Annotated in this window: 22 protein-coding genes; 15 read left to right on the forward strand and 7 right to left on the reverse strand. The window is 63.4% G+C overall.

The genetic code is table 11. The features are described from left to right. The first annotated feature begins 170 nt into the window (after positions 1 to 170). The 4 genes from F0P97_RS10105 to F0P97_RS10120 all read left to right on the forward strand — a co-directional run bounded on the left by F0P97_RS10105 (position 171) and on the right by F0P97_RS10120 (position 4129). Positions 171 to 1220: an LD-carboxypeptidase gene (locus F0P97_RS10105; protein WP_182287160.1), complete on the forward strand. Its 1050-nt coding sequence runs from the start codon at positions 171 to 173 to the stop codon at positions 1218 to 1220. A gap of 154 nt (positions 1221 to 1374) precedes the next feature. After that, entirely contained in the window at positions 1375 to 1830 is a 456-nt protein-coding gene (locus F0P97_RS10110; protein ID WP_182286603.1) for a hypothetical protein, read from the forward strand. Then, complete coding sequence (locus F0P97_RS10115) at positions 1827 to 3641, forward strand: hypothetical protein (protein ID WP_182286604.1); 1815 nt, start codon at positions 1827 to 1829, stop codon at positions 3639 to 3641. The genes F0P97_RS10110 and F0P97_RS10115 overlap by 4 nt, the downstream gene beginning before the upstream one ends. Positions 3642 to 3763: 122 nt before the next feature. Beyond that, the gene (locus F0P97_RS10120; RefSeq protein ID WP_182286605.1) at positions 3764 to 4129 is read left to right on the forward strand and encodes an STAS/SEC14 domain-containing protein; all 366 of its coding nucleotides are present in this window, start codon (positions 3764 to 3766) and stop codon (positions 4127 to 4129) included. A gap of 64 nt (positions 4130 to 4193) precedes the next feature. Here the strand turns inward: F0P97_RS10120 and fusA are convergent, their stop codons facing one another. Continuing rightward, a complete protein-coding gene (gene fusA / locus F0P97_RS10125; protein ID WP_182286606.1) occupies positions 4194 to 6326 on the reverse strand; it encodes an elongation factor G in 2133 nt (710 codons plus the stop codon). 224 nt (positions 6327 to 6550) lie between these two features. Here fusA and F0P97_RS10130 point away from each other — a divergent pair, with 224 nt between their 5' ends. Further along, positions 6551 to 6796 (forward strand): hypothetical protein, encoded by a 246-nt coding sequence (locus F0P97_RS10130; protein ID WP_182286607.1) that lies wholly within the window; start codon positions 6551 to 6553, stop codon positions 6794 to 6796. A 29-nt stretch (positions 6797 to 6825) separates the two neighbouring features. Here the strand turns inward: F0P97_RS10130 and F0P97_RS10135 are convergent, their stop codons facing one another. After that, positions 6826 to 7218, reverse strand: a complete 393-nt coding sequence (locus F0P97_RS10135; RefSeq protein ID WP_182286608.1) for a hypothetical protein — start codon at positions 7216 to 7218, stop codon at positions 6826 to 6828. 184 nt (positions 7219 to 7402) lie between these two features. On the opposite strand from F0P97_RS10135, the gene F0P97_RS10140 reads away from it, so the two are divergent. Further along, the gene (locus tag F0P97_RS10140; RefSeq protein WP_232538186.1) at positions 7403 to 9940 is read left to right on the forward strand and encodes a penicillin acylase family protein; all 2538 of its coding nucleotides are present in this window, start codon (positions 7403 to 7405) and stop codon (positions 9938 to 9940) included. A gap of 120 nt (positions 9941 to 10060) precedes the next feature. On the opposite strand, the gene F0P97_RS10145 is transcribed toward F0P97_RS10140, so the two are convergent. Beyond that, positions 10061 to 11041 carry an alpha/beta fold hydrolase gene (locus F0P97_RS10145; RefSeq protein ID WP_182286610.1) on the reverse strand — a complete coding sequence of 327 codons (981 nt, stop codon included), beginning with the start codon at positions 11039 to 11041 and terminating at the stop codon, positions 10061 to 10063. 168 nt (positions 11042 to 11209) lie between these two features. Between F0P97_RS10145 and F0P97_RS10150 the strand changes: the two genes are divergently transcribed. From F0P97_RS10150 to F0P97_RS10180, 7 genes are all read left to right on the forward strand, one after another. Then, on the forward strand, positions 11210 to 12271 hold the full coding sequence (locus tag F0P97_RS10150) for an aldo/keto reductase (RefSeq protein WP_182287161.1): 1062 nt from the start codon (positions 11210 to 11212) through the stop codon (positions 12269 to 12271). Positions 12272 to 12339: 68 nt separating this feature from the next. Then, positions 12340 to 12840 carry a Cys-tRNA(Pro) deacylase gene (ybaK, locus tag F0P97_RS10155; protein WP_182286611.1) on the forward strand — a complete coding sequence of 167 codons (501 nt, stop codon included), beginning with the start codon at positions 12340 to 12342 and terminating at the stop codon, positions 12838 to 12840. Between the two features lie 195 nt (positions 12841 to 13035). Beyond that, complete coding sequence (gene plsY / locus F0P97_RS10160; protein WP_182286612.1) at positions 13036 to 13722, forward strand: glycerol-3-phosphate 1-O-acyltransferase PlsY; 687 nt, start codon at positions 13036 to 13038, stop codon at positions 13720 to 13722. Positions 13723 to 13807: 85 nt separating this feature from the next. Further along, positions 13808 to 15334, forward strand: coding sequence for a DUF4178 domain-containing protein (locus F0P97_RS10165; RefSeq protein ID WP_182286613.1), 1527 nt, complete (start codon positions 13808 to 13810; stop codon positions 15332 to 15334). A gap of 51 nt (positions 15335 to 15385) precedes the next feature. After that, the gene (locus F0P97_RS10170; RefSeq protein ID WP_003063240.1) at positions 15386 to 15604 is read left to right on the forward strand and encodes a DUF350 domain-containing protein; all 219 of its coding nucleotides are present in this window, start codon (positions 15386 to 15388) and stop codon (positions 15602 to 15604) included. A gap of 164 nt (positions 15605 to 15768) precedes the next feature. Further along, positions 15769 to 17319: a polyamine aminopropyltransferase gene (locus tag F0P97_RS10175; RefSeq protein WP_182286614.1), complete on the forward strand. Its 1551-nt coding sequence runs from the start codon at positions 15769 to 15771 to the stop codon at positions 17317 to 17319. Beyond that, complete coding sequence (locus F0P97_RS10180) at positions 17319 to 19055, forward strand: NAD(P)-binding protein (RefSeq protein ID WP_182286615.1); 1737 nt, start codon at positions 17319 to 17321, stop codon at positions 19053 to 19055. The genes F0P97_RS10175 and F0P97_RS10180 overlap by 1 nt, the downstream gene beginning before the upstream one ends. Positions 19056 to 19061: 6 nt before the next feature. On the opposite strand, the gene F0P97_RS10185 is transcribed toward F0P97_RS10180, so the two are convergent. From F0P97_RS10185 to F0P97_RS10195, 3 genes are all read right to left on the reverse strand, one after another. Beyond that, positions 19062 to 20054 (reverse strand): HD-GYP domain-containing protein, encoded by a 993-nt coding sequence (locus F0P97_RS10185; protein WP_182286616.1) that lies wholly within the window; start codon positions 20052 to 20054, stop codon positions 19062 to 19064. A 15-nt stretch (positions 20055 to 20069) separates the two neighbouring features. Further along, positions 20070 to 20699: a retropepsin-like aspartic protease family protein gene (locus F0P97_RS10190; protein ID WP_232538187.1), complete on the reverse strand. Its 630-nt coding sequence runs from the start codon at positions 20697 to 20699 to the stop codon at positions 20070 to 20072. 135 nt (positions 20700 to 20834) lie between these two features. After that, positions 20835 to 21320: a YajQ family cyclic di-GMP-binding protein gene (locus tag F0P97_RS10195; RefSeq protein WP_003063225.1), complete on the reverse strand. Its 486-nt coding sequence runs from the start codon at positions 21318 to 21320 to the stop codon at positions 20835 to 20837. Between the two features lie 103 nt (positions 21321 to 21423). Here F0P97_RS10195 and murB point away from each other — a divergent pair, with 103 nt between their 5' ends. After that, positions 21424 to 22521, forward strand: a complete 1098-nt coding sequence (gene murB / locus F0P97_RS10200) for a UDP-N-acetylmuramate dehydrogenase (protein WP_182286617.1) — start codon at positions 21424 to 21426, stop codon at positions 22519 to 22521. Positions 22522 to 22581: 60 nt separating this feature from the next. Here murB and F0P97_RS10205 read toward each other — a convergent pair whose 3' ends face one another. After that, positions 22582 to 23073, reverse strand: coding sequence for a hypothetical protein (locus F0P97_RS10205; protein ID WP_182286618.1), 492 nt, complete (start codon positions 23071 to 23073; stop codon positions 22582 to 22584). A 262-nt stretch (positions 23074 to 23335) separates the two neighbouring features. On the opposite strand from F0P97_RS10205, the gene phaR reads away from it, so the two are divergent. Then, the gene (gene phaR, locus F0P97_RS10210) at positions 23336 to 23881 is read left to right on the forward strand and encodes a polyhydroxyalkanoate synthesis repressor PhaR (RefSeq protein ID WP_052263658.1); all 546 of its coding nucleotides are present in this window, start codon (positions 23336 to 23338) and stop codon (positions 23879 to 23881) included. Positions 23882 to 23911: the final 30 nt, after the last annotated feature.

Here is a 23911-nt window from a genome sequence, read left to right on the forward strand (position 1 = left end):
CTTCTGAATCTGCGGATTCACTCACTTTTCATGGAGCATGCGGCCGATGGCCGCATGAAAAGGCTTTGGCAACCTCGCGCAAATCCCCAGCATCCACTGCAGCGTCCCAGCAGCAAGATCCGCAGCACCACGCTCACTCGCACGGGCATGAGCCGGCTCATCAGGCACATGTGCATGACGAGCACTGCAGCCATGAGCACGGTCACCACGATCATCACGACCATGTGTACAGCGCCGACGGCAGCTGCTGCGGCCATGATCACAGCCATGGCGGCAAACACATCTATATCTATTCGCCCTCGGGTGCGGTGCGCGACAAGGCAGCCTTCAAACGCGGCATCAAGCTGCTGGAGGCCCTGGGCCACGAGGTGGAGGTCGATGTCGATGCACTGGCCGGCAGCCAGCGCTTTGCGGGTGACGACGCCACCCGTCTGGCTGCTATCCACCGTGCAGCGGCCAGTGGGGCCGATGTGGCGCTGATTTCGCGTGGCGGCTACGGTCTCACGCGCATCCTGCCGGGCATCAAGTACAAGACTGTGGCCAAGGCGATTGCGGGCGGCACCAAGTTTGTCGGCCTCAGCGACTTCACGGCTTTTCAGCTGGCCATGCTGGCACAGACCGGTTCGGTCACCTGGGCGGGCCCCGCGCTCAATGCCGACTTCGGTGTGGACAGCAAAAAGACCGGCGAGCCCGTGGACGACATCATGCTGGACTGCTTCGAGGACCTGCTCAGCGGCCAGGGCGAGGGCGCTGGCTGGCAGATGCCCAGGATTGGCGAGCTGCCCAATGGCAAGCCCCAGCTCAAGGACTTTTACGTGCCCGGCGGGGCCACCTTGTGGGGCGGAAATCTGGCGGTGCTGGCGTCCCTGCTGGGCACGCCTTACTTCCCGCAGGTCGATGGCGGCATTCTGTTCATCGAAGACGTGGGCGAGCATCCCTACCGGATCGAGCGCATGCTGACGCAGCTGCTGCTGGCGGGCGTTCTGCAAAAGCAAAAAGCCATCGTCTTTGGCCAGTTCACCGAATTCAAGCTCACCACGCATGACAAGGGCTTCAAGCTGCAGACCGTCATCGACTGGCTGCGCATGCAGCTCAAGCGCCCCGTGCTGCAAGGCCTGCCCTTCGGTCATGTGCCCACCAAGGTGCTGCTGCCCGTGGGGGCGCAGGTGTCGCTGTCCGTGGAAGGGCGGGATGCGCTGATCTACTGGGGACATGTCTGACGGCAGATTGCCGCTGAGGCTGCTGGGGGCGTCGCCAGGGGCCTGCGCCTTGTGCTTGCACCTAAGCAATCTCTGTGTGATAGCTGTTAACGCAGGCTGCATATGAGCTGAATGCCAGTCTGGCTTGTATTTTGAGATCGGGAAGGACGCACGCATGGGCAAGACTGCACTGCAGTGGACCGAGGAAATGATGGCCCTGCTGGGCCAGGAAAAAGACGCCGTGCTGGCCGAACGCTGGGGAACATCGGCCAAGACGGTCAACCTCAAGCGCAATGCACTGGGTATTCCTGCCTTCGGGCATTTCCAGTGGACGCCGCAAGCGCTTGCTCTGCTGGGGCGGGAGGCCGATGCCGAAGTGGCAAGGCAACTGGGTATCAGCAAGGCCAGCGTGGTAGCCAAGCGCACCGAGCAGGGCATTGCCTCGGTAACGGGCGCTGCTGCCAGCAGCGCTTTTGACTGGTGCGACGAGGCTGTGGCTTTGCTGGGCACGGCATCCGATGCCAGGATTGCCGAGCAACTGGGCCTGAGCCGCCTGACGGTCTACAACGCTCGCATCGCCAGGGGTATTGCCGCAGCGGGTCGGGGAGCGGGCAAGAGTCGAGAGCCATGAACCGCGCCGACGCGCCAGTGACCGAGCCGGGGCTGAGCCGGCCGCAGGTCCTGCTGCGCGCGGTATTGCTGGGTTGGCTGTGGCTGGCGGCCCTGGCCGGCTTTTCCCATCTGCTGACGCGCTTGCCGCCCTGGGGCTGGCTGCTTGCAGTCCTGCTGCTGGTGTTGCTGCCAGCCTGGGGGCATTGGCTGCTCCTGATGCTGCGCAAAAAGCTGCTGCACTTGCAGTTCGCGCCGCAGGGGCATATCGGCCGCTGGCTTGGCTGCGGTTGGTGGCCGGCCTGCAAGGCATTGGCACTGGCCTTGCTGCTGTGCACCAGCTCACTCTGGCAGGCATGGTTTCTGGCGTCCTGGGAATGGGGGCTGCTGGCGCTGGCTCCCTTGCTTTATGCCTTGCTGGCCTGTGGCATGCAGGCGGGCCTGAGGCGAGAGTTTTCATCCGCGGCCTTTGCCTGGGCCTGGGCTCAGCGTGGCGCCGGCTGGCTGCTGCTGGTGCTTCTGGGCGGGGGCTGGCTATGCGCCATGGCCAGTCAGCAGGATCTGGGGCGGGGGCTGGCCCCTGGCATGGAGCCCGAGGCATTGAATCATGCGCTGGCCCAGATTCACGCAGCGCCCTCTGGCCTGGTGCGCTGGGGGCTGGATGCCCTGCTGGCCGTGCAGCTGGCGAGTGGCGCCATGGCCGACCTGCCTCAAATGCCCGTCCTGCGCCTGGTGCTGCTGGCGCTGTTCGGCCCGGTAGGCGTGCTGCTGTGCCTGGGGCGCGCCATGCAGGGGGCATCGGCTTCCTCGGCCCTTTTGCTGCAGGCCAGGCCTTCGGGGGCAGTGCGCAATGCCGCCTCTTCGCCGGTCGCCTCTTCGTCGGCCGCGCCTTTGCTGGCCCTGGTTGCCGTGCTGGTGCTGGGCATTCTGGTGCAGACCACGGCCGTCCTTGATGGTCTGGCCCGTGCGCAGGAGAGCCCGCTGGCACTCAAGCGCCTGCCCGGGTGCGAGCGCATCGGGCAGCAGCTCTACCGCCTCGGCACGCTGGACGTCACGCGCCAGCAGGTCCTGCAACTGCTGGGCCGGGTCCAGGCCGGACAGGCCCTGTGCGAGAGCATCCCGCAGATGAACCGGCAGCTGGATGCCGCCGTCGAGCGCTATCTGGACTGGTATTTCAGTCTGGGGGCGGAGTGGGGGCGCATCCTCAGTCTGCTCACGGGCGATGTGAGCCAGTTTCTGCAGAACAAGCTCAGCGAAATCCTGGGAGCCACACCGGGGCTGGAGGGCTGGATGCAGACTTTGCAAAAGCAGGCACTGACCAGCGGTGCCGCTCTGGCCGAGGGCCAGCAGCGCATCGAGGAAACCCTGGCACGCCATCATCTGGCCCTGAGTCCCGAGCAATGTCTGGTGCGTGCCGAGGTGGCCAGCCTGCCTGCGCTGGAGCTGCTGGGCGATGCACGCCAGCGGCTGACGGCCAGCGCCCTGGTGGGCACGGGGGGCGGTGCTTTTGCCGCAGCCGTCGCGGGCAAAGCCATGGCCAAGGCCTCGATGAAGGCTGCCGGCAAGGTGCTGGCCAAGGCCGCTGCCAAGCAGGGTCTGGGCAAGGCCGGGGCCGCGGTAGCCGGTGCGGCCGTGGGCTCCGTCGTTCCCGGTGTCGGCACGGCCGTGGGGGCGGTGGCGGGTGCGGTCGCCGGTGTGGTGCTGGGCGTGGGGATTGACTGGGCGGCACTTTATGCCGAAGAACTGCTGACACGCGATGCCATGCGTGCCGATCTGCGTGCCGCGCTGGGTGAGCAGCTGCAGGGCCTGAGCCGGGCCATGGGCTGTCCATAGTCGACTCCGCAGTCGGGCGGGTGCTGCGCCATGAGCCGCAAAAACCTGTGCTGCGGGTGCTGTCTAGGGCTGCATTCCATCGAGCGCAGGCGTACAGTGAAGTTTCGCTGCAGGAGTTGCATATGCTCAATTACTCCCTCATGAAACCCGAAGGCATCTTGCTGCTGGAGCCCCATGGGCCCCTGACCGAGCAGGATTTCGACGGCGTCAGCCAGGACGTGGACGATTTCCTGGCCGAGCATCCCAAACTACATGGGGTGATGATCCAGTCCAAGGACTTTCCCGGCTGGGAAAACTGGGCCGGCTTCAGCGCCCATATGGGCTTTGTCAGAGAACATCGCCATCAGGTGGAACAGATCGCTCTGGTGACCGACAGTCATCTGGCGGGCATGGCCGAATTCGTCGGCAGGCATCTCACGCATGCCGAGGTCAGGCATTTCCCGTTTACCGAAGATGCCAGGGCCATGCAGTGGCTGCATGCGGCCTGAGCCGCCTGTATGAATCAGCCAGGCAACTTTGCCGCCGAGCAGCGGCAGAGTTGCCTGGATCATCCTATCCCTGCTTTCGGTGGCCGGTCGCCGCGCTCGAAGCATTCGCGCTGGCGGCTGCCTGCTGCGGGGCCTGTGCGTAGCGCTTGAATTCCATGGTGTAGGTGGCTCGGCCCTGTGTCATGGAGCGCAGATGCGTGGCATAGCCGAACATTTCCGATAGCGGCACCTCGGCCCTGATGGTCTTGCCGTCGCCCGCGATATCGTCCATGCCCTGCACGGCACCGCGGCGCGAGGACAGGTTGCCCATCACAGCGCCTGCGTATTCTTCGGGCGTCTCCACCTCGACGGCCATGATGGGCTCCAGAATCACCGGGTCGGCTCTCTTGCAGGCTTCCTTGAAGCCCAGGATGGCGGCCATGCGGAAGGCCTGCTCCGAGGAGTCCACCTCGTGGTAGGAGCCGAAGGTCAGCCGCACCCGCACGTCGACTACCGGGTAGCCGGCCAGGACACCCGAGTTCATGGCTTCGCGCAGGCCTTTTTCCACGGCGGGAATGAATTCGCGCGGAATCACGCCGCCCTTGATTTCGTCGACGAACTCAAAGCCCTTGCCCGATTCCAGCGGCTCGACGGCCAGCACCACATGGCCGTACTGGCCCTTGCCGCCGGACTGGCGCACGAACTTGCCGTCCACATCGCGGACTGCTTTGCGAATGGTTTCGCGGTAGGCCACCTGGGGCTTGCCCACATTGGCGGCCACATTGAATTCGCGTTTCATGCGGTCGACGATGATCTCCAGGTGCAACTCGCCCATGCCGGCAATGATGGTCTGGCCCGATTCCTCGTCGGTGCTGACTCTGAAGGACGGGTCTTCGGCCGCGAGGCGCGCCAGTGCCTGGCCCATTTTTTCCTGGTCGGCCTTGCTCCTGGGCTCTACGGCCTGGGCGATCACGGGTTCGGGGAAGGAGATTTTTTCGAGCACGATGGGCGCTTGCGGATCGCACAGCGTCTCGCCCGTGCTCACGTCCTTGAGGCCCACGCAGGCCGCAATGTCGCCGGCGCGGATTTCGTCGATCTCCTGGCGTGCATTGGCATGCATCTGCACGATGCGGCCTATGCGCTCCTTTTTACCCCGGGTCGGGTTGTAGACCAGATCGCCCTTGGCCAATACGCCCGAGTAGACGCGTACAAAGGTCAACTGGCCCACGAAGGGGTCGGTCATGAGCTTGAAGGCCAGGGCGGCGAATCTTTCATCGTCGCTGGCATGGCGTATCAGCGTGGTGCCGGCGCTGTCATCTTCGCTATGACCTTCGACGGCAGGAACATCGAGCGGCGAAGGCATGAGCTCGACAATCGCGTCGAGCAGACGCTGAACGCCCCGGTTCTTGAAGGCCGAGCCGCAGAGCATGGGCTGAATTTCGGTGGCGATGGTGCGCAGGCGCAGGCCGGTGATGATGTCCTCGGCACCGAGGTCGCCACTGTCCAGGTATTTTTCGGTCAGGGCTTCATTGGCCTCGGCAGCAGCCTCAACCATCTTCTGGCGCCATTCCTGTGCGCTGGCCAGAAGCGCTGCGGGGATCTCCTGGTACTCGAATTTCACCCCTTGTGACTCGTCGTCCCAGAAGATGGCCTTCATCTTGATGAGGTCGACCAGACCATGAAAATCGGCTTCGGCTCCGATGGGGATGACGATGGGAACGGGGTGGGCCTTGAGGCGGTCCACCATCATCTGGCGCACACGAAAGAAGTCGGCTCCCACGCGGTCCATCTTGTTGACGAAGGCCAGGCGCGGCACCTTGTACTTGTTGGCCTGGCGCCAGACGGTCTCGGACTGCGGCTGCACGCCGCCCACGGAGTCGTAGACCATGACAGCGCCGTCGAGCACGCGCATGGAACGCTCGACCTCGATGGTGAAGTCCACGTGGCCGGGTGTGTCGATGATGTTGATGCGATGGGCCGGGAAATTGTGCTCCATGCCCGACCAGAAGGCCGTGGTGGCTGCTGAGGTGATGGTGATGCCGCGTTCCTGCTCCTGCTCCATCCAGTCCATGGTGGCAGCGCCGTCATGGACTTCGCCGAGCTTGTGGTTGACCCCGGTATAGAACAGTATGCGCTCGGTGGTGGTGGTCTTGCCGGCATCGATATGCGCGGAGATGCCGATATTGCGATAGCGCTCTATGGGCGTGTGGCGAGCCATGATGACCTCCCTGAAACACAGTTATGAAACTGAAGCGCCGGCACCAGGGTTGCGGAGCCGGCAAGCAGAGGAAATGCATCGGAAATACTAGAGAGATGGCTACAAACTCACTGCCAGAGTGGGTATGGCCCGTGGCATAAAACCAAAAAGCAGGCCGTGGCCCGAGGTCTGTAGCCTGGCAGGCATCCGGCTTTCCCTTCATTCAAGAACAAGGACTTGTGAACATGACAGAGCAGAGTATTCAGACAGCCGCCCACAAGATGGTCTACATCCTGGTGGTGGAGCAAAGCTTGCGTGCTGGCGAGGCAATGAGCGAGAAAGCGCTCGCTTCCGACCTGCAAAAGCATGGCATCGGCGAAGGCGAGGGTCAGTCTGCGCTGGACTGGGCCGTCGCCAGGGGCTGGCTGCAAAAAGCAGGCGGCGAGGTGCGCTTGACCGAAGCCGGCTTCGATATGAATTTCACACAGTAGCGGCAGGGCAGCGGCAACCGCCCGTGCACCTATTCCAGATAAACGCCTTTTTCCTTTTTGCGCGCCCGCATGCCGGTGCGCAGGAACAGCTCGCTGCCGCCCTGCACGGCCAGGGGCTGGCCGGGCTTGCCGCCGTCCTGGGCCAGGTGGGCATCGGCGCGCGCATTCCAGTGCTCCCGCAGATCCTGCAGCGCAAGGCGCTCTGTTTCGGTCAACTGCGGATGCTGCTCCAGGAACTCCTGCAGATACTGGCGCGCATCCTGCTCCAGTTGCTCGCGCGTGGTCGCCAGCGAGATATAGCTGATGTCATCGTCGCGCCCGCTGGTGTGCGTGCCCAGCAGATAGCAGCCGATATAGTCGCCCCGGGGCTGACCCACGGCCGGGTCCTGGCTGAGTTTCTTGAACAGACTGAAGGGCCACATGCGCTGAATTCCTTGGGACTGACGCAAACAGGGACGCACGATAGGCATGAAACACCATGCCTGATCCGAGTCTGCGTAGGTCGTTTACCTAACACCGGGCCAGAGCCCAAACAGGTATTGTCGCCCATGACTGGAAGCGATCAGCATGTGGATGTTGCGCACCGGACGCATGACAAGAGGCGATATGGGAGACATCACTTCGGCGGCAGAGCCCTCTGCCCATCCCTGGCTCAGGCGCTCACTGCATCTGGCGGCCGCGGCCTGCGGACTGGTTTTGCTGGCAGGGGCCGCGTTGGCGGTCTATGGCGTGCGGGCCCAGCCGCGCATGGATGGCAAGCTGGTCCTCACCGGGCTTGAGCGCAGCGTGTGGGTCAGACGCGACGAGTCCGATGTCACGCATATCAGTGCCCGGTCGCCGCAGGATGTCTGGCGGGCCCTGGGCTTTGTCCATGCGCAGGAGCGCGGCTGGCAGCTGGAGTTCAACCGTCGTCTCATGCAGGGGCGGTTGTCGGAGATTCTGGGGCCGGCCACGCTGGAGCTGGACAGGCTGATGCGTGCTCTCGATGTTCATGGCGCGGCGCGTCGCCAGTATGCGGCGCTGCCGCCCTCGGTGCAGGAGGCCTTGAAGGCCTATAGCCAGGGTATGGCTGCCTTTTACGCCAGGCCCTCGCAGGCTGCCGCGCCGGAGTTCCTGCTGCTGGGCACCAGGGCCGGCGCCTGGGAGCCGGAAGATACCGTGGGCTGGGCGCTGATGATGGCGCTGGACCTGGGTGGCAACTGGGGCAACGAGTTCGCGCGTCTGAATCTGCTGCAGGTCCTGAGCACCGAGCAGCTGTGGCAGCTGATGCCGGCCTATCCGGGCGAGCCGCCCGCGACGGCGGTGGATCTGGCCAGCCTGTACCGCCAGCTCGGTGTTTACCGGGAGGCGGATGTCCAGCCCAAGGTCTCGGCACCCGCCGGGCAGATGCAATCAGCCTTGCAGCAATGGGCGGCCTCCATGGCGAGGGATATGGGTACGAATGACGGACTGGGCAGCAACAACTGGGTGGTGGCCGGCAGCAAGACCCGAAGCGGCAGGCCCTTGCTGGCCAACGATCCGCATCTGGGGCTGAGCGCTCCGGCCATCTGGTATTTCGCGCGCCTTCAGTCGCCGCAGGGCCGGGCCGGCGACGGCAGCGTCCTGAGCGCGCTGGATGTGACGGGGGCCACCTTGCCCGGCATGCCCTTTGTGGTGCTGGGCCGCACGACGCAGGTGGCCTGGGGCTTCACCAACACCAACCCCGATGTGCAGGACCTGTATCTGGAGCAGATCAACCCGGCCGATGCCAGCCAGTACCGCACGCCCACGGGCTGGGAAAAATTTGCTGTGCGCGAGGAGGTCTTCAAGGTCAAGGGCCAGGGCGATGTCAGGGTGACGCTGCGCAGCACGCGCCATGGCCCCGTGATCAGCGACGCGCAGCAGCAATACGGCAAGGTCATCAACACCGATCGCTATGCGCTGGCCCTGCGCTGGGCGGCGCTGGACACGGACAACCGTACGGTGGAGGCCGGCCTCAGGGCCAACGGTGCCCGGACCGTGTCCGAACTGTTCGAGGCGTTTTCCATCTACCACTCGCCCATGCAAAGCATTGTGGCGGCCGATGTGCAGGGACATATCGGCTTCAAGGCAGCAGGCCGGGTGCCTGTGCGTGCGCCTGACAATGACTTGCGCGGCGTGGCGCCGGCGCCCGGCTGGCTGGCGCGCTATGACTGGCAGGGCTGGCTGGGCTACGACCAGACGCCCCAGGACGATGGCGGCACGAGCGGCTTTGTGGCCACGGCCAACCAGCGCGTGACGGAGGCTGGCTATGCGCATTTTCTGACCCAGGACTGGAGCCTGCCCTACCGTCACCAGCGCATAGAGCAGTTGCTGGCGGCCGGCAACCAGCATGATGTGGCCAGCATGGCGGCGATCCAGAACGATGTGCAGTCCCTGGCCACCCGGGCCTTGCTGCCCGTGCTGCGCAAGGCGCAATCGAGCCACGCCCTGGCGGCGCAGGCGCAGCAACTGCTGGCGGGCTTTGACGGACAGATGGAGCGGGACAGGCCCGAGCCGCTGATCTTCTCGGTCTGGGTCGACGAGCTGACGCGCGCGCTGGTGATTGCGCGCATTGGCGAGCGACGCTTTGCCATGACCTATGGCAAGCGGGACTTCCGTGCCGGGCTGCAGGGAATGCTGGCGCGCAATGACGCCTGGTGGTGCGCGCCGCTGAGCTGCGAGCAACAGGCAGGGCAGGCGCTGACCCGCACGCTTGACAAGCTGCAGGCCGCCTATGGCGAAGACCCGCGCCAATGGCGCTGGGGCGCTGCGCATCCAGCGCTCAGCGCGCACAAACCCTTGGGCGCGGTGGCGGCGCTGGCCGGCGTGTTCAATGTGAGCGTGGCCTCGGGCGGTGATACCTATACCGTCAACGTCGGGCAGTACAACGCCAACCCCCAACCATCCGATGCCAAAGGCCCGCTGGGAGGGCGCTTTGTCAGCCGTCATGCGCCGTCGTTGCGCGCTATCTACGACCTCGGTGATCCGGAGTCATCTCAGTTCATCTACCAGACCGGGCAGAGCGGGCTGGCACTGTCGGACCGCTATGCCGACATGAGCGCGGAATGGGCCGATGGACGCTACCGCAAGCTGCAGATGCAGCCGGGGCGCTGGCGCCATGTGCTGGAGCTGCAGGCTCGGTGATGCATGAGGCACTATGAATAAATGAGCTTGTAGCGCCTGTTCTCATTGGATTTCAGATATATAACAGTTTGAAATCAAATCATGTCATGCGCTAAAAGCTCTTACTTGAATAGCGATTGATCAGCGCAGAAAGTCCTCGATCAGCCTGGCCACGGCCTCTGGCTGGTCGTGGTGCAGCATATGGCCGGCGTCCTGCACGCGGGCTATCTCGCATTGCGGGATGTGGCGAATGCGCTCGTGGTATTGCTCCAGCGTGTAGCGGCCCTGGTGCCACTGGCCCAGGCTGTCGTCCGAAGCTTCGACCGACAGGGTAGGCGCGCTGATGGCAGTCAGGCAGGCCAGGGCTTCGTCCACGCGGTAGAGATAGGGGTTGGAGAGCTTGTGTGCGGCGTCGCCCAGAATATGCCAGCGGCCCTGATCATCGGGGGCCGACCAATGGTGAGCCAGCCATAGCGCCTTGTCGCGTGGCAGGCGGCGATTGGTTTTCTGCAGACGATTGGCAACGGCCTCCACGCTGTCGTAGGGGGAGAGCCCCATGCCGCCTGCCCGCTGCTCGCGCAGCTGATCCATCCATTGGGCCAGACGCCCGGGGGCCTGGTCGGGCGTTGTGGGCGCCATGCCGAAGCCTTCGAGATTGACAAAGCGGCGTATGCGCCCGGGCCGCGCACCTGCAAACATGCAGGAGATGTTGCCGCCCATGCTGTGGCCGACCAGGTCGATGGGCCGATCGGGCGAAATCTGCTCCAGCAGCATGTCCAGATCGGCCAGATAGTCGGTGAAGTAGTAGCTGTCACAGGGCTCGGTGCTGCGGCTCAGGCCGAAGCCGCGCCAGTCGTGGGCAACGATGCGGCGGCCCTGCACAAAGGCGTCACTGAAGGCGTCGACCACAAACTGATAGGAGGCGGCCACATCCATCCAGCCATGGGCCAGCACCAGCACGGGCAATTCGGGATCGATTCCGGAAGCTGGCTCGGGCTCCCAGCTGCGCAGGTGGTAGTGCATATTGCGCACGGGCAGCATCTGCGAGCGCCACTGGCGGCGCGGCTGATAGGGCGGGATATCGGTGAGCTGGCCGGTCTGCGTGGGGGTGTGCGTTGTCATATTGTCTCCGTTGTTTTGATTATTGCTGCGCTTGCAGCATGGCCCGTCGTGCGCGGGACAGCTGTGTCAGCAAAAACAAGGAGTCTGCCCTGATCTTGCCCTGACCTTGTACTCTCAGGCCCTAAACTTGGAAGCATGACTTCTGCTGCATCCACTTCCCGTCTTTCCATGAATCCCGTTGCTCTGGGGCAGAGCGATTTGCGCGTCAGCCCCATCTGCCTGGGCACCATGACGTTTGGCGAGCAGGTCGACGAAGCCGAAGCCTGGCGCATCATGGATCGAGCCGTGGAGCGCGGCGTGGATTTCTTCGACACGGCCGAAATGTATGCCGTGCCCGCCCGTGAGGCCACCTTTGGCGCGACGGAATCCATCATCGGCCGCTGGTTCAAGGCCCGCCCCGGCATGCGCGAGCGGATCACGCTGGCCAGCAAGGTGGCCGGTCCCTCGCGCGGCATGCCCTGGATCCGCGAAGGCTCTGGCCTGTCGGCGGAGGACATCGTGCGCTCCTGCGACGCCAGCCTTGAGCGCCTGCAGACCGAGGTGATCGACCTCTACCAGATCCACTGGCCCGAGCGCCATGTGCCGGCCTTCGGCGCCATGTATTACGACCCGCAAAAGGAAAGTTCGCTCACGCCCATCCACGAGCAGTTGCAGGCGCTGGCTGGTCTGGTCAAACAAGGCAAGATTCGCCATATCGGTCTGTCCAACGAGACGCCTTATGGCGTGCATGAGTTTGTGCGCCTGGCAGAACAGCATGGACTGCCGCGTGTGGCGGCGGTTCAGAACCCTTATTGCCTGATCAACCGCAGCTATGAGAACGGGTTGGACGAAACCTGTCACCGTCTCGATGTGTCGCTGCTGGCCTATTCGCCGCTGGCCTTTGGCCTGCTGACGGGCAAGTTCGACCAGTTTGCACCGAGCGAGGCCGGTGCACCCAAGCAGGCACGCATCGCCAGGTATGAGTCAGTGCAGAGACAGCGCTGGGGTCGCCCCGATGCGCTGGCCGCCGCGCGCCGCTACAACGCGCTGGCGCGCAAGCACGGCCTCACCCCCACGCAGCTGGCATTGGCTTTCTGCTACACCAGGTGGCAGGTGGCCAGCACCATCATCGGCGTGACTTCGGTGGCCCAGCTCGATGAGGATCTCGATGCCTGGGGAACCGAGCTGCCAGCCCAGCTGCTGGCTGAAATCGACCGCATCCGCTGGGAGATGCGCGATCCCGCTGTCTGACGCTTTATTGAGGGAGAATGGCTGATGGCCCATATCGAACATGCGCCACTAGCTATCAAAATTGAATCATGGCAAAAAAAGACAAAAACGCCCATGTGAGCGAGACTCCGGCCACGCAGATGCTCAAGGCCCACAAGGTGGAGTTCACCGAACACCCCTATGACTATGTGGAGCATGGCGGCACCGAGGAGTCGGCGCGTCAGCTGGGGCTGGACGAGCATGCGGTCGTCAAGACCCTGGTGATGCAGGATCAGGATGCCAAGCCGCTCATCGTGCTCATGCATGGCGATTGCAAGGTATCGACCAAGAACCTGGCGCGCCAGATCGGGGCCAAGAGCGTGGAGCCCTGCAAGCCCGAGGTGGCCAACCGCCACAGCGGCTATCTGGTGGGCGGCACCTCGCCCTTCGGCACCAGGCGCGAAATGCCGGTCTATATCGAGGAAACCATACTCGCGCTGCCACGCATCGCCATCAACGGCGGACGGCGCGGCTATCTGGTGCAACTGGCGCCTGAGGTCTGCACCCTGTTGCTCGATGCCCGGCCGGTGCACTGCGCGCTGGCAGAATAGGGGGCTGGTTAGCCGGGGCAGACGCCGGCTGGCAAAAAAGCAAACAACTAGAACATACGCAATCAGGAATCTACAACGGCATTGCTATCGACAAGACAGCATGCACGGTCCGAACTTGCGTAAGTCGTGACAACAATCGGTTCCGCCGACTTTGGTTGGCGAGCCTAAGGGCCAGTCTCTGGCCGAGGAATTCCTTTGAACGCCCTCTATCCCGTTATTGCCGTCATCGCGGCCTATCTGATTGGTTCGCTGTCTTTCGCCGTCATCGTCAGCCGCGTCATGGGCCTGAACGACCCGCGCACCTATGGCAGCGGCAACCCCGGGGCCACCAATGTGCTGCGCTCGGGAAGCAAGGCGGCGGCGGCTGTCACGCTGCTGCTGGATGCACTCAAGGGTCTGGTGCCCGTGCTCCTGATCAAGGCCTTCGGCGAGCCGTTCGGTCTGGGCGACAGCACGGTGGCATTGGCCGGCCTGGCCGCTTTCCTGGGCCATCTGTACCCGGTGTTCTTCGGCTTCAAGGGCGGCAAGGGCGTGGCCACGGCGCTGGGCGTGCTGCTGGGCATCAGCGGCTGGCTGGGTCTGGCGACGGCGCTGACCTGGGTCATCGTGGCCGTGTTCTTCCGCTATTCCTCCCTGGCCGCGCTGGTGGCCTCCGTGTTCGCGCCCGTGTACTACGTGCTGTGCAGCGGCATCGTCTGGGATGCGGAAACGCCCATCACTGTCGCGATTGTGGTGATGGCGATCCTGCTGGTCTGGCGTCATCGCGAAAACATCCAGCGCCTGATCGCCGGCAAGGAGTCCAGGCTGGGCCAGAAAAAGACCGAGGGCTCCAAGCCTGCAGAGGGCGCGGCCCGCAAGAGCGGCAAGAGCAAGCATCGCTAGGGCGCGGCTGCTACATTTCGCCGGGGCCGCCTTCAGGCCTCTTCCATTCAAGCGCAAGAAGCTCCTGATTAAATAGCAAAAAGATATGGCTTCCAGCCCATCGCAGCGCGACTACAGCGCTCCCTGTCCTGGTTGTGGCGCACCGGTCCACTTCGCCAGTGCGCAATCGAGTTTTGCCGTCTGCGAGTTCTGCCGCAGCACCGTGCTGCGCGATGGCGAGACGCTCAAGCGCATTGGCTCCATGGCCGAGGTGTTCGAGGACTACAGCCCGCTGCAGCTGGGCGCCTCGGGCATGGTCAAGCGCAACGGCAAGCCCGAACCCTTCACCATCGTGGGGCGCGCGCAGTACAAGAGCGCGGCTGGCAGCTGGTCGGAATGGGTGGCTGTACTCAGCAATGGCGAGCTGGCCTGGCTGAGTGAGGACAACGGCAGCTTTGTCTTTGCCGTGAACTGGCAGCCGCCGGGCTGGAACGTGACCGAGTTCCAGCAGCGCGAATGGCGCATGGGCCGCGAGCTCAAGGCCGGCACGGAATCCTTTACCGTCACCAGCATTCAGGATGCGCAACTGATGGCGGCTCAGGGCGAGCTGCCCCAGTTGCCCCAGCTGGGCAAGAGCTTCAAGCTGGTGGAGCTGCGCAGCGACAAGAACCAGATTCTCTCCATCGACTTCAGCGACAAGACACCGGCCTTCAGCCTGGGGGCGGCCGTGGCGCTGGAGGCTTTGCAGATGCAGGGCCTGCGCAGCAGCGCCCAGCAGAAAACCCAGGGGCGCCACTTCAACTGTCCCAAGTGCGGTGCCGTGGTGCCCGTGCGCTTTGATACCACCAAGGCCCTGAGCTGCCCCAGCTGCGGCAGCCTGATCGACATGTCCAAGGGCATGGGGGCGGAGCTGAGCTATGCCGAGCAGCGCAGAAAGGTCAAGCCTCTGATCCCGCTGGGCAGCGAGGGCACGCTCGACGGCCTGAAATGGCAGGTTGTGGGCTTTCAGAGGCGCAGCGGGCGTGGTCTGGGCGAAGATGAGGACGACAGCTTCACCTGGGACGAGTACCTGCTCTACAACAAGAAGGCGGGCTTTTCGTTCATCGTCGATTCGGAAGACGGCTGGAGCACGGCCCGCGTCATCACGGGTGCTCCCAAGCTCAGCAAGAACGGCGCCACTGCCACCTATCTGCAGCGCAAATACCAGCGCGACTACGCCTATCTGGCGGAGACGGAATATGCCGAGGGCGAGTTCTACTGGCCCGTCTTCAAGGGCGCCAAGTCCAGCAATGTGGACTTTGCCAATGGCGGCAAGCAGTCCACGCTGGCGCTGGAGACCGCCAATCAGGAAACCACCTGGACCCACGGGCAGCGTGCGTCGGCAGAGACCATTGCCCAGGCCTTCGGCACCGGCAAGCTCAAGGATCGCTCCCAGGTCAGTCCTCTGTCGGGCAGCGGTTTCAGCTGGGGCACGATCCTGTTCTGGCTGTTCCTGCTGCTGTTCATCCTGCCGTTCCTGCGCGCCTGCATGTCCAGTCCCAACTGCGACCCGCGCACAGATCCCAACTGCACATACAGCCGCTCCAGCAGCGGCTCCTACGGTGGTTACACCTCGGGTGGCAGCCATAAATAAGCGTCGCTGCTCTCACAGGCAGGTCCCCTATCTCATTACAGGAGAGACATCATGAATTTCGACTGGTTCAGCGCCCAGAACTTCTTCGGCTCCATCATCTACGCCCTGGTGGGCGTGGTGGTGTTCTGGCTGTGCTTCATCATCATCGACAAGATCACGCCCGTGGACATGTGGGCCGAGATCGTGGAGAAGCACAACAAGGCGCTAGCCATGGTGGTGGCGGCCATGTGCCTGGGGATCAGCATCATCGTCGCTGCGGCGATACATTGAGGCTCCCCCTGAGGCGCTGCGCGCCTTGCTCCTCTCTCTACGCGCTGGGCGCTAGGGGAGGGAGACGACAGCTTCGCTGCGGGGCGGCGGGGCCGCCCAGGCCCTTGCTCGCTGTCCCTGGCAGGCAGAGGACGGCGCGCCTGTTTTACGGTTAAAGGAATTAGATGACTTCGATGGTGGCCGAGGAGCATAGCGCTGGCCAGGGGCCGCGGCCCATTGATGTGGCGCTGCTGGCCAGCGTGTTCGTGATTGCGGCCTGCGGCCTGCTCTATGAGCTGGCAGCAGGCGCGCTGGCATCCTATCTGCTCGGCGATTCGGTGCTGCAGTTCTCCACCATCATCGGCACCTATCTGTTTGCCATGGGCATAGGCTCGTGGCTTTCGCGCTATTTCGAAGACCAGCTGCCCGCGCATTTTCTGCGTGTGGAGCTGATGGTGGCGCTGGTCGGCGGTGCCTTGCCGGCCGTGCTGTTTCTGGCCAATGCCTATGCGCCGGGCGCGTTCCGCTTTCTGCTCTACGGCATGGTGATGGTGGTGGGCACGCTGGTGGGGCTTGAGATTCCGCTTGTCATGCGCATTCTCAAGCGCAATGCATCGCTCAAGGATCTGGTCTCCAAGGTACTGACCTTCGACTATCTGGGTGCCCTGGCCGTGTCGCTGGCGTTTCCCATCGTGCTGGTGCCCAAGCTGGGGCTGGTGCGCACAGGTCTGCTGTTCGGCTTCATGAACGCGGCCATTGCCGTGTGGGCCCTGGTGCTCTTCAAGCATGAGCTGCGCAATCTGCGTGCCCACGCCTGGGCCTGTGCGCTGGTCCTGCTGGCCCTGGGCGGCGGCATCGCAGGCGCGGATCAGCTGACCCGGCTGGCCGACGAGCATTTCTACCAGGACCGCATCGTGCTGAGCAGCAGCTCGCCCTATCAGCGTATTGTGGTGACGCAGGGACGCCAGGGCGCGCGCCTGTATCTGAACGGCAATCTGCAGTTTGCCCAGAGTGACGAGTACCGCTACCACGAAGCGCTGGTCCACCCCGCCATGGCCGCACATGGCGCACCGAAGAAGGTGGCGGTGCTGGGCGGCGGCGACGGCATGGCCGTGCGCGAGGTGCTCAAGTACCCGGGCGTGGAATCCGTCGTGCTGGTGGAGCTGGACCCGGTCATGACCGATTTGTTCAAGAGCAATGCCATGATGACGGCGCTCAATGGCAATGCGCTCAACGACGCCCGCGTGAGCATCGTCAATACCGATGCGTTTCACTGGCTGCAGGAAACTGCGGACACCTTCGATGTGATCGTGGTGGACTTTCCCGACCCCACCAACTTCGCCATTGGCAAGCTGTTCACCAACAGTTTTTATTCGCTGCTGGACAAGCGTCTGGCAGCCAGCGGCTATGCCGTGATTCAGACCACCTCGCCGCTGATTGCGCGCCAGAGCTTCTGGACCGTGGTGCAGACCGTGGAGTCCGTGGGTCTGACGGCCAGGCCCTATCACGTGCATGTGCCCAGTTTTGGCGAATGGGGCTTTGTGCTGGCCAGCCACCGTCCCTGGCGCGAGCCAGAGGCCTTGCCTGCCGGCATGCGTTTTCTGACCCTGCCCACGCTGCGCCTGATGTTTGACTTTCCTCTCGATATGGCGCGCGTGTCGACCGTGGTGAATCGCCTGTCCAATCAGGTGCTGGTCAACACCTATGAGCGCGAGTGGGGCAAGGTGGAGCATTGATGCCGAACTATCTGCATCGGCGTGACTGGCTCAGGCGGGCGGCAGCCGGCGCTTTCGGTGCGGCCGGCCTGGCCGGCTGCAGAAAGGAGCCGCCCAGGCTGGAAGATCTGCCGGGTGGCTTCAGCGGCGTGGCGCTGGAACGTGGTCATGGTCTGCGCCCTTTCTGGCAGCGCCTGGCGCAGGGGCTGGAGCTGCCCGCACCTGCCGTGGTGCACCGGGCGCCGGTCGTGATAGCCGGTGGCGGCATGGCCGGGCTGGCGGCGGCGCGCGCGCTGGAGCTGGCAGGCGTTCAGGGCGCAGCCTTGCTCGATACCCAGACCGCAGTGGGTGGCAACAGCCAGGGTGGGCAGGTCAAGGGCATAGCCTGCCCCCTGGGTGCCCACTATCTGCCCGTGCCCGGCGACGATGCCCATGAGGTGCAGGACTGGCTGGAGGAGCTGGGCGTGCGCCAGCGCTTCGCCGGCCGCTGGCGCTACGACGAGCGCTATCTCTGCCATAGCCCGCAGGAGCGTCTGTACTGGCAGGGCGGCTGGCACGAAGGGCTGCTGCCGGTGCAAGGCGTGAGCCAGCGCACGCTGGAGCAATATGCGCTGTTTGAAAAACAGGTCGAGGCAGCGGCTCGGGCGGCGGCTTTCGCCATGCCCTCCATCCGTGTCTGGCAGCGCGAAGCGGGTCTGCCAGCCTCTCATGCCATGCTCGATGCGCAGCGTTTCGATCAGTGGCTGGCAGCGCAGGGCCTCGATGACGAGCGTCTGCTCTGGTATCTGGACTACAGCTGCCGCGATGATTTCGGTGCCGGTCTGAGCCGTGTCTCGGCCTGGGCGGGGATTCACTATTTTGCCAGCCGCCATGGTTTCCACGCGCCGCGTCCGCAGTCCGAGCATGAGAGCGAAGCGGATGGCGAGCAGGTGCTGACCTGGCCACAGGGCAATGGCTGGCTGGCGCAGCAACTGGCGGCGGGACTGAAAGCCACACAGCTGCAGACCGATTGCAGCGTGCTTGCGGTCACCGAGGACGCGGGCGGCGTGCAGATCGAGGTTTATCACCATGGCCGCCAGCAGCATGAACGCTGGCTGGCGCGCCATTGCGTGGTGGCGCTGCCCAGTTTTATTGCTGCAAGAGTGCTGCGCAATGCGCCCGATTTTCTGCGTGCCGTAGCGGCTCGCCTGGACTGGGCACCCTGGCTGGTGGCGAACATCCATATCGACCGACCGCTGGCCGACTACCCCGGCGCCGAGCCCGCCTGGGACAATGTGCTGTACCGCGATGGCAATGCAGGCGGGCTGGGCTATGTGGATGCTGGCAATCAGCGACTGGACCGAATCCGCAGCCAGCCCACGGTACTGAGCTACTACCAGGCGCTGGGGGACTGGGCCGATGGGCGTCGGCAATTGATGCAGCAGCCGTTTGCCTTCTGGCGCGAGCGCATCGTGAACACGCTGAGCGAGCCGCACCCAGACTTGCTGCAGCATGCCACACGCATGGAAATCACCCGCTATGGCCATGCGATGGCGATTCCGCGACCTGGCGATCAGCAGATGTTGAGCGAAATAGCAGTCAAGTTCAGTGCCAGCAAGCGCAACCTGCTATTGAATGGGGAGCGAGTGCAAGGTCTGCCCACGCCTGCGACGGCGCGGCTGAGCTTTGCGCATTCGGACTGGGCCGGCTATTCGGTACTGGAGGAGGCGTTCACGCGTGGCCACCATGCCGGCCTGATCGCTGCACAAGGCGTTTAGAAAGGGTTAGCGTCTGCTGCCCGGCAGCTTGACCATGCGGTACAGCTCGGCATTGCCGCGTGCACTGTGAATGCCCAGCTGTGCCATGGAGCGCAGGTCCAGATCCAGCGTCAGCGACGAACGAGCCAGCGCGGAGGTGATGGCCGGCCTGCGTCCGTCCGGATGCCAGATGGGCGGGTACATGCTGTGGCCGTCGCGGTCGATCACGCTGGCAATCTCGGGTTCTTCCAGGCTTTTTCCGCGGCGCAGCACCACGGCCACTTCGCCATTGTCCAGCTGTACATAGGTGCCGGGCGGGTACAGGCCCACGACATCAATCAAGGCCTGCTTGACCTCATCGGCGTATTGGCCGCCCTGCTGCAGCACTTGCAGAGACTCGGTGGCCGAGCGGCCGCTACGGGTCTTGCGTGGGCTGATCAGGGCTGCATAACGGTCTACCGTGCCCAGAATGCGGACCAGACGCTCCAGCGGCTGCAACTGTGCCAGCGGCGCGGGCTGCAGCACCACATGGTGGTATTGCACGCTGTCCAGCCAGAGCGGGTCACGCACCATGAGCCGCTCCAGCATCAGCCGGCCCTCTGTGGGGTGCTGCTTGACGGCTTCGGCCTGCTGGCTGCTCAGCGGTGTACGTTGCTCGGCCAGCTGGTTCTGCAGCACGGTCATGCCGATGTTCATGGTCAGGGCGGCCCGGATCAGCATGTCGCGCTCGGATTGAGGTAGGTCAAGCTCCTTGGCAAGGATATGGCACAGGCCCGCGCAGACCACGGCGTGAGACGGGCTATAGCCCACGGTTGTCGAGCTGGCACGCTGAAACATCAGATACAGCGCGGCATCGCTGTCCTGCGTGATGAGGTCTTGCAACCACAGATCAAGCTGGTGCAGCTTGATGGCAAAGCCTGGGATGCGCAGCGGCTCGGTCAGCAGAACCGCGAGTGCGGCCTCCAGATCCGACCATAGGCCCAGCAGGTCTTCATAAGGGTCGTCGTAGCGTGCGTGCATGGGCGAGAGGCGGGTTCAGTTCTTTTCCAGAACCATCTCATTGCCCTTGCGGGTCATCTGAAACCGGGTCAGCAGGCTGTTGCCTAGCAGCACATAGGGCATGGACTGGGGGGCAACTACGGCCTCTATGCCGTAGACCTCCATCTCGCCCAGTTTGACGCTGTCGAGCTTGATGCGCCAGCCTTGGGCAGTGCCGTTGGCTGTGCGCATCAGGACGGGGACACCCTGCTCGTAGGGCAGGCCCATGCGATCGGCATCGGCGCGGCCTATGGCAATGGTGCTGGCGCCGGTGTCCACCATGTACTGCATGGTTTTTCCGTTGATATAGCCGCGATCCACAAAATGGCCGCGCGAGTCGGCGATCAGGACCAGCCGGCCCGAGCGCGCGGCGCCGCCAATGCCGCCCCGGCTGCCCACGCTGACCGGAGCATCGCCCAGGCGCACGGTCTGGCGCCGGCCCTTGATATCCACCACGGCGGTGTCGCCGCTGATCTGCAGCAGGCGCACCTCCTTGTGGCTTTCGTTGACGGCCAGCGCCTTGGGGGCACTGCCATCAATGACCAGCAAGGCCTTGCTGCCCAGCACGCCAGTCAGGGCTACGGACTGTCCAAAGACACTGCTGGAGGCCACAGCGACTGAAAGCATGAGCCCCATGCGACGCAGGCGGGAGGCGCTGGGCAAGGAGCTGAGCCGGCCGCGTCGCCCTGTGGCAACGGCCTCGCCCCCCTCCCACAAGGCGAGGGAAGGGGAAGCAGCGGAGCTGCGCAGGGGGGGCTTCATTCAATCGCGGAAGTTGTTGAACGACAGAGGGTGGTCGGCCAGATCCTTGCGGATCAATGCCATGGCCGCCTGCAGGTCGTCACGCTTGGCTCCGGTGATGCGGACCTTCTCTTCCTGAATGGCGGCCTGCACCTTGAGCTTGCTTTCCTTCATCAGCTTCTGGATCTTCTTGGCCAGCTCGGACTCGATGCCGTTCTTGACCTTGATGAGCTGCTTGACCTTGTCGCCGCCAATCTTCTGTGCCTTCTGGATGTCCAGGAAGCGCACATCGACATTGCGCTTGGTCAGCTTGTTGCGCAGCAGATCTTCGACTTGCTGCAGCTGGAACTCGGCATCGCCGTAAATGGTGATTTCCTTGTCCTTGAGTTCGACGGCGGCCGATGTGCCCTTGAAGTCGAAACGGGTGCCAATTTCCTTGGTGGCGTTGTCAACGGCGTTCTTCACTTCGACGAAATCGGCTTCGCAAACAGTGTCAAAAGAAGGCATGTGTAATTCCTATCAGTATCAGAGCGGTAAACAGCCACAGTGCGCCGGGCCGTGATGTGCTGCTTGCCAGCAGCAGAGCAGGCGCAGTGCGACAATTGGATGGATGTTAGTCGAGAAAAATGTTCCCCTGCAGCATTGCAACACCTTTGGCATTGCCGCGCGCGCCGAAACGCTGGTGCGCATTCGTAGCCAGGACGATATCCGTCAGTTTCTCGCCGACCCGCTATGGGGGCGGCAGCCTGTGTTCGTCCTTGGCGGTGGCAGCAATGTGGTGCTCACGGGCGACGTAGCCCCCGTGGTGCTCAAGATGGAAATCATGGGCATGCGGCTGCTGCGCGAAACCGACAAGCACTGGATTGTCGAGATCGGGGCGGGCGAGCGCTGGCATGACATGGTGGCATGGACGCTGGCACAGGGCTATACAGGCCTTGAAAACATGGCCCTGATTCCAGGCACGGTAGGCGCGGCCCCGGTGCAGAACATCGGCGCTTACGGGCTGGAGCTGCAGGATCGCTTCGACTCCCTGGACGCGATCGATCTGGTCACCGGCGAGCAGTTCAGCCTCAATGCCGCGCAATGTGCCTTCGGCTACCGTGACTCGGTGTTCAAGCATGCACCGGCTCAGCCCAAGTACTGGCCCGTGACGGGCTCGACGGCTGTCCCTCGCGGCCTGGGACTCAAGGGGCGGGCGGTGATTACCCGGGTGCGTCTGGCGCTGCCCAAGAGCTGGCAGCCGGATCTGGGCTATCTCGATCTGCAGCGCAAGCAGGCGGAAAAAGGCATAGAGCAGCCGACTGCGCAGCAGATCTTTGAATGGGTCTGCGAGATTCGTCGCGCCAAGCTGCCGGACCCAGAAGTCATCGGCAATGCGGGAAGCTTCTTCAAGAATCCCACGGTGACGACCGAGCAATGCGCGGACATCATCGCGCGCGAGCCAAAGATTGTTCACTATCCCATGGATGATGGCTCCATCAAGCTGGCGGCCGGCTGGCTGATCGATGCCTGCGGCTGGAAAGGCAAGACCATGGGCCGGGCGGGCGTTTACGACAGGCAGGCGCTGGTGCTGGTCAATCGCGGAGATCGCCACAGCCTCGACGCCAGCGTGACCGGCGGCGAGGTGATGACGCTTGCAGGGGCAATTCAGACCAGTGTCTACGAGCGCTTTGGCATTCGCCTGGAGCCCGAGCCGGTGGTGATCTGACTTGGTCGGTGCCAACAAAAAATGGAGCCAGGAGGCTCCATTTCTGATGGTGAAGAGCGCTTATTTCCAGAAGGCTGGGCGCAGCAAAATGCCCGAAATACGGTAAGGAGCCTTGGGCTCGACCGCCAGCTCCATGGGTACAAAGCCCTTGGTGCAGCTCAGCAGCACGCTGGTGGCCAGAGGTGTGGAGCTTTCCATGCGGCCAACCGCCTGGCAACTGCCGACGCCGGCGCGCACGGAGTCCAGGGCTTTCTGCACGGTGTCGATGGGGGAATTCTTGAGGAACTCCTCGTTGAAATTGTTGGCAGCCAGCTTGGACTTGCCGTCCATGGCTGCGACAACTGCCTGCAGGCGCTTGCGCAATGCGGCGTCTGCGGCCGCGGCATCCACATTGGCAGGGGCTGCCTGGGCTGCAGGTGCAGCCTGCGGCGCAGCGGCCTTGGCGGCGTCGGCTGCAGCGGCATCGGGCTGGGCCTGCGCTGCAGTCATGAAGCCGGCGGCAGCCAGCAGGGCGGTCAGACAAACAGCATTGCGTGTTTTGGTGGTAATCATCCGTTGAGCCTTTCGTCAAACAACGAGAGGCACTGTAAACCTTCTGCAAGCTTGATTTCGATAGACGGCAAACTGTTTTTTGTGAATAAATGGCAAAGACCTGATGCTGGCTGTGACGGCGGTGCGACTTTGTTGCAGCGCAGACAAGCTTGTTTGTCAGGGTTACTGCTTGCCGATGAGGCTTGTGCACTGCCTAAAATCTGTTGCACTGCAATAGCTCAATTGACGACGGGGCCGACCCCCAGAACATAAAGGACTTGCGATGCAAGAAAACAAAGAGGGCAAAGAGGGTGATGTCCAGGTGGGGAGCCAGCGAATCATCAAGAAGTATCCCAATCGCCGCCTCTACGACACGAATACCTCTTCATACATCACTCTGGCCGAGGTCAAGCAACTGGTCATGGATAGCGAGCCGGTGGTCATCAGGGATGCCAAGACCAATGAAGACCTGACGCGTTCCATCCTGCTGCAGATCATTCTGGAAGAAGAAGCGGGCGGGGCTCCGATGTTCTCCGAGGCCATGCTGGCCAACATCATTCGCTTCTACGGTCATGCCATGCAGGGCTTCATGGGGAGTTACATCGAAAAGAATGTGCAGATGTTCACGGACTTTCAAAGCAAGCTTGCGGGCCAGTCCCAGGGCATGAACCCCGAGGCCTGGAAGCAGTTCATGAGCATGCAGCCTCAAGCCATGCAGGGTTTGATGGGCAGCTATATGGAGCAGTCCCAGAACATGTTCACGCAGATGCAGGAGCAGATGCAAAAGCAGACGGAACAGATGCTGGGCGTGTTCGGCATCAAGCGCTGAACGAAAACTGCTTTTCCATAGCGGGCCAAC

It is taken from the genome of Comamonas testosteroni (assembly GCF_014076415.1).
Lineage (GTDB): Bacteria > Pseudomonadota > Gammaproteobacteria > Burkholderiales > Burkholderiaceae_C > Comamonas > Comamonas testosteroni_F.

Coding starts and splice junctions, on each gene's coding strand:
- F0P97_RS10110 (WP_182286603.1), top strand. CDS start 1,375: ATGGGCAAGACTGCACTGCAGTGGACCGAGGAAATGATGGCCCTGCTG.
- F0P97_RS10115 (WP_182286604.1), top strand. CDS start 1,827: ATGAACCGCGCCGACGCGCCAGTGACCGAGCCGGGGCTGAGCCGGCCG.
- F0P97_RS10120 (WP_182286605.1), top strand. CDS start 3,764: ATGCTCAATTACTCCCTCATGAAACCCGAAGGCATCTTGCTGCTGGAG.
- fusA (WP_182286606.1), bottom strand. CDS start 6,326: ATGGCTCGCCACACGCCCATAGAGCGCTATCGCAATATCGGCATCTCC.
- F0P97_RS10130 (WP_182286607.1), top strand. CDS start 6,551: ATGACAGAGCAGAGTATTCAGACAGCCGCCCACAAGATGGTCTACATC.
- F0P97_RS10135 (WP_182286608.1), bottom strand. CDS start 7,218: ATGTGGCCCTTCAGTCTGTTCAAGAAACTCAGCCAGGACCCGGCCGTG.
- F0P97_RS10140 (WP_232538186.1), top strand. CDS start 7,403: ATGGGAGACATCACTTCGGCGGCAGAGCCCTCTGCCCATCCCTGGCTC.
- F0P97_RS10145 (WP_182286610.1), bottom strand. CDS start 11,041: ATGACAACGCACACCCCCACGCAGACCGGCCAGCTCACCGATATCCCG.
- F0P97_RS10150 (WP_182287161.1), top strand. CDS start 11,210: ATGAATCCCGTTGCTCTGGGGCAGAGCGATTTGCGCGTCAGCCCCATC.
- ybaK (WP_182286611.1), top strand. CDS start 12,340: ATGGCAAAAAAAGACAAAAACGCCCATGTGAGCGAGACTCCGGCCACG.
- F0P97_RS10165 (WP_182286613.1), top strand. CDS start 13,808: ATGGCTTCCAGCCCATCGCAGCGCGACTACAGCGCTCCCTGTCCTGGT.
- F0P97_RS10170 (WP_003063240.1), top strand. CDS start 15,386: ATGAATTTCGACTGGTTCAGCGCCCAGAACTTCTTCGGCTCCATCATC.
- F0P97_RS10175 (WP_182286614.1), top strand. CDS start 15,769: ATGACTTCGATGGTGGCCGAGGAGCATAGCGCTGGCCAGGGGCCGCGG.
- F0P97_RS10180 (WP_182286615.1), top strand. CDS start 17,319: ATGCCGAACTATCTGCATCGGCGTGACTGGCTCAGGCGGGCGGCAGCC.
- F0P97_RS10185 (WP_182286616.1), bottom strand. CDS start 20,054: ATGCACGCACGCTACGACGACCCTTATGAAGACCTGCTGGGCCTATGG.
- F0P97_RS10190 (WP_232538187.1), bottom strand. CDS start 20,699: ATGCTTTCAGTCGCTGTGGCCTCCAGCAGTGTCTTTGGACAGTCCGTA.
- F0P97_RS10195 (WP_003063225.1), bottom strand. CDS start 21,320: ATGCCTTCTTTTGACACTGTTTGCGAAGCCGATTTCGTCGAAGTGAAG.
- murB (WP_182286617.1), top strand. CDS start 21,424: ATGTTAGTCGAGAAAAATGTTCCCCTGCAGCATTGCAACACCTTTGGC.
- F0P97_RS10205 (WP_182286618.1), bottom strand. CDS start 23,073: ATGATTACCACCAAAACACGCAATGCTGTTTGTCTGACCGCCCTGCTG.
- phaR (WP_052263658.1), top strand. CDS start 23,336: ATGCAAGAAAACAAAGAGGGCAAAGAGGGTGATGTCCAGGTGGGGAGC.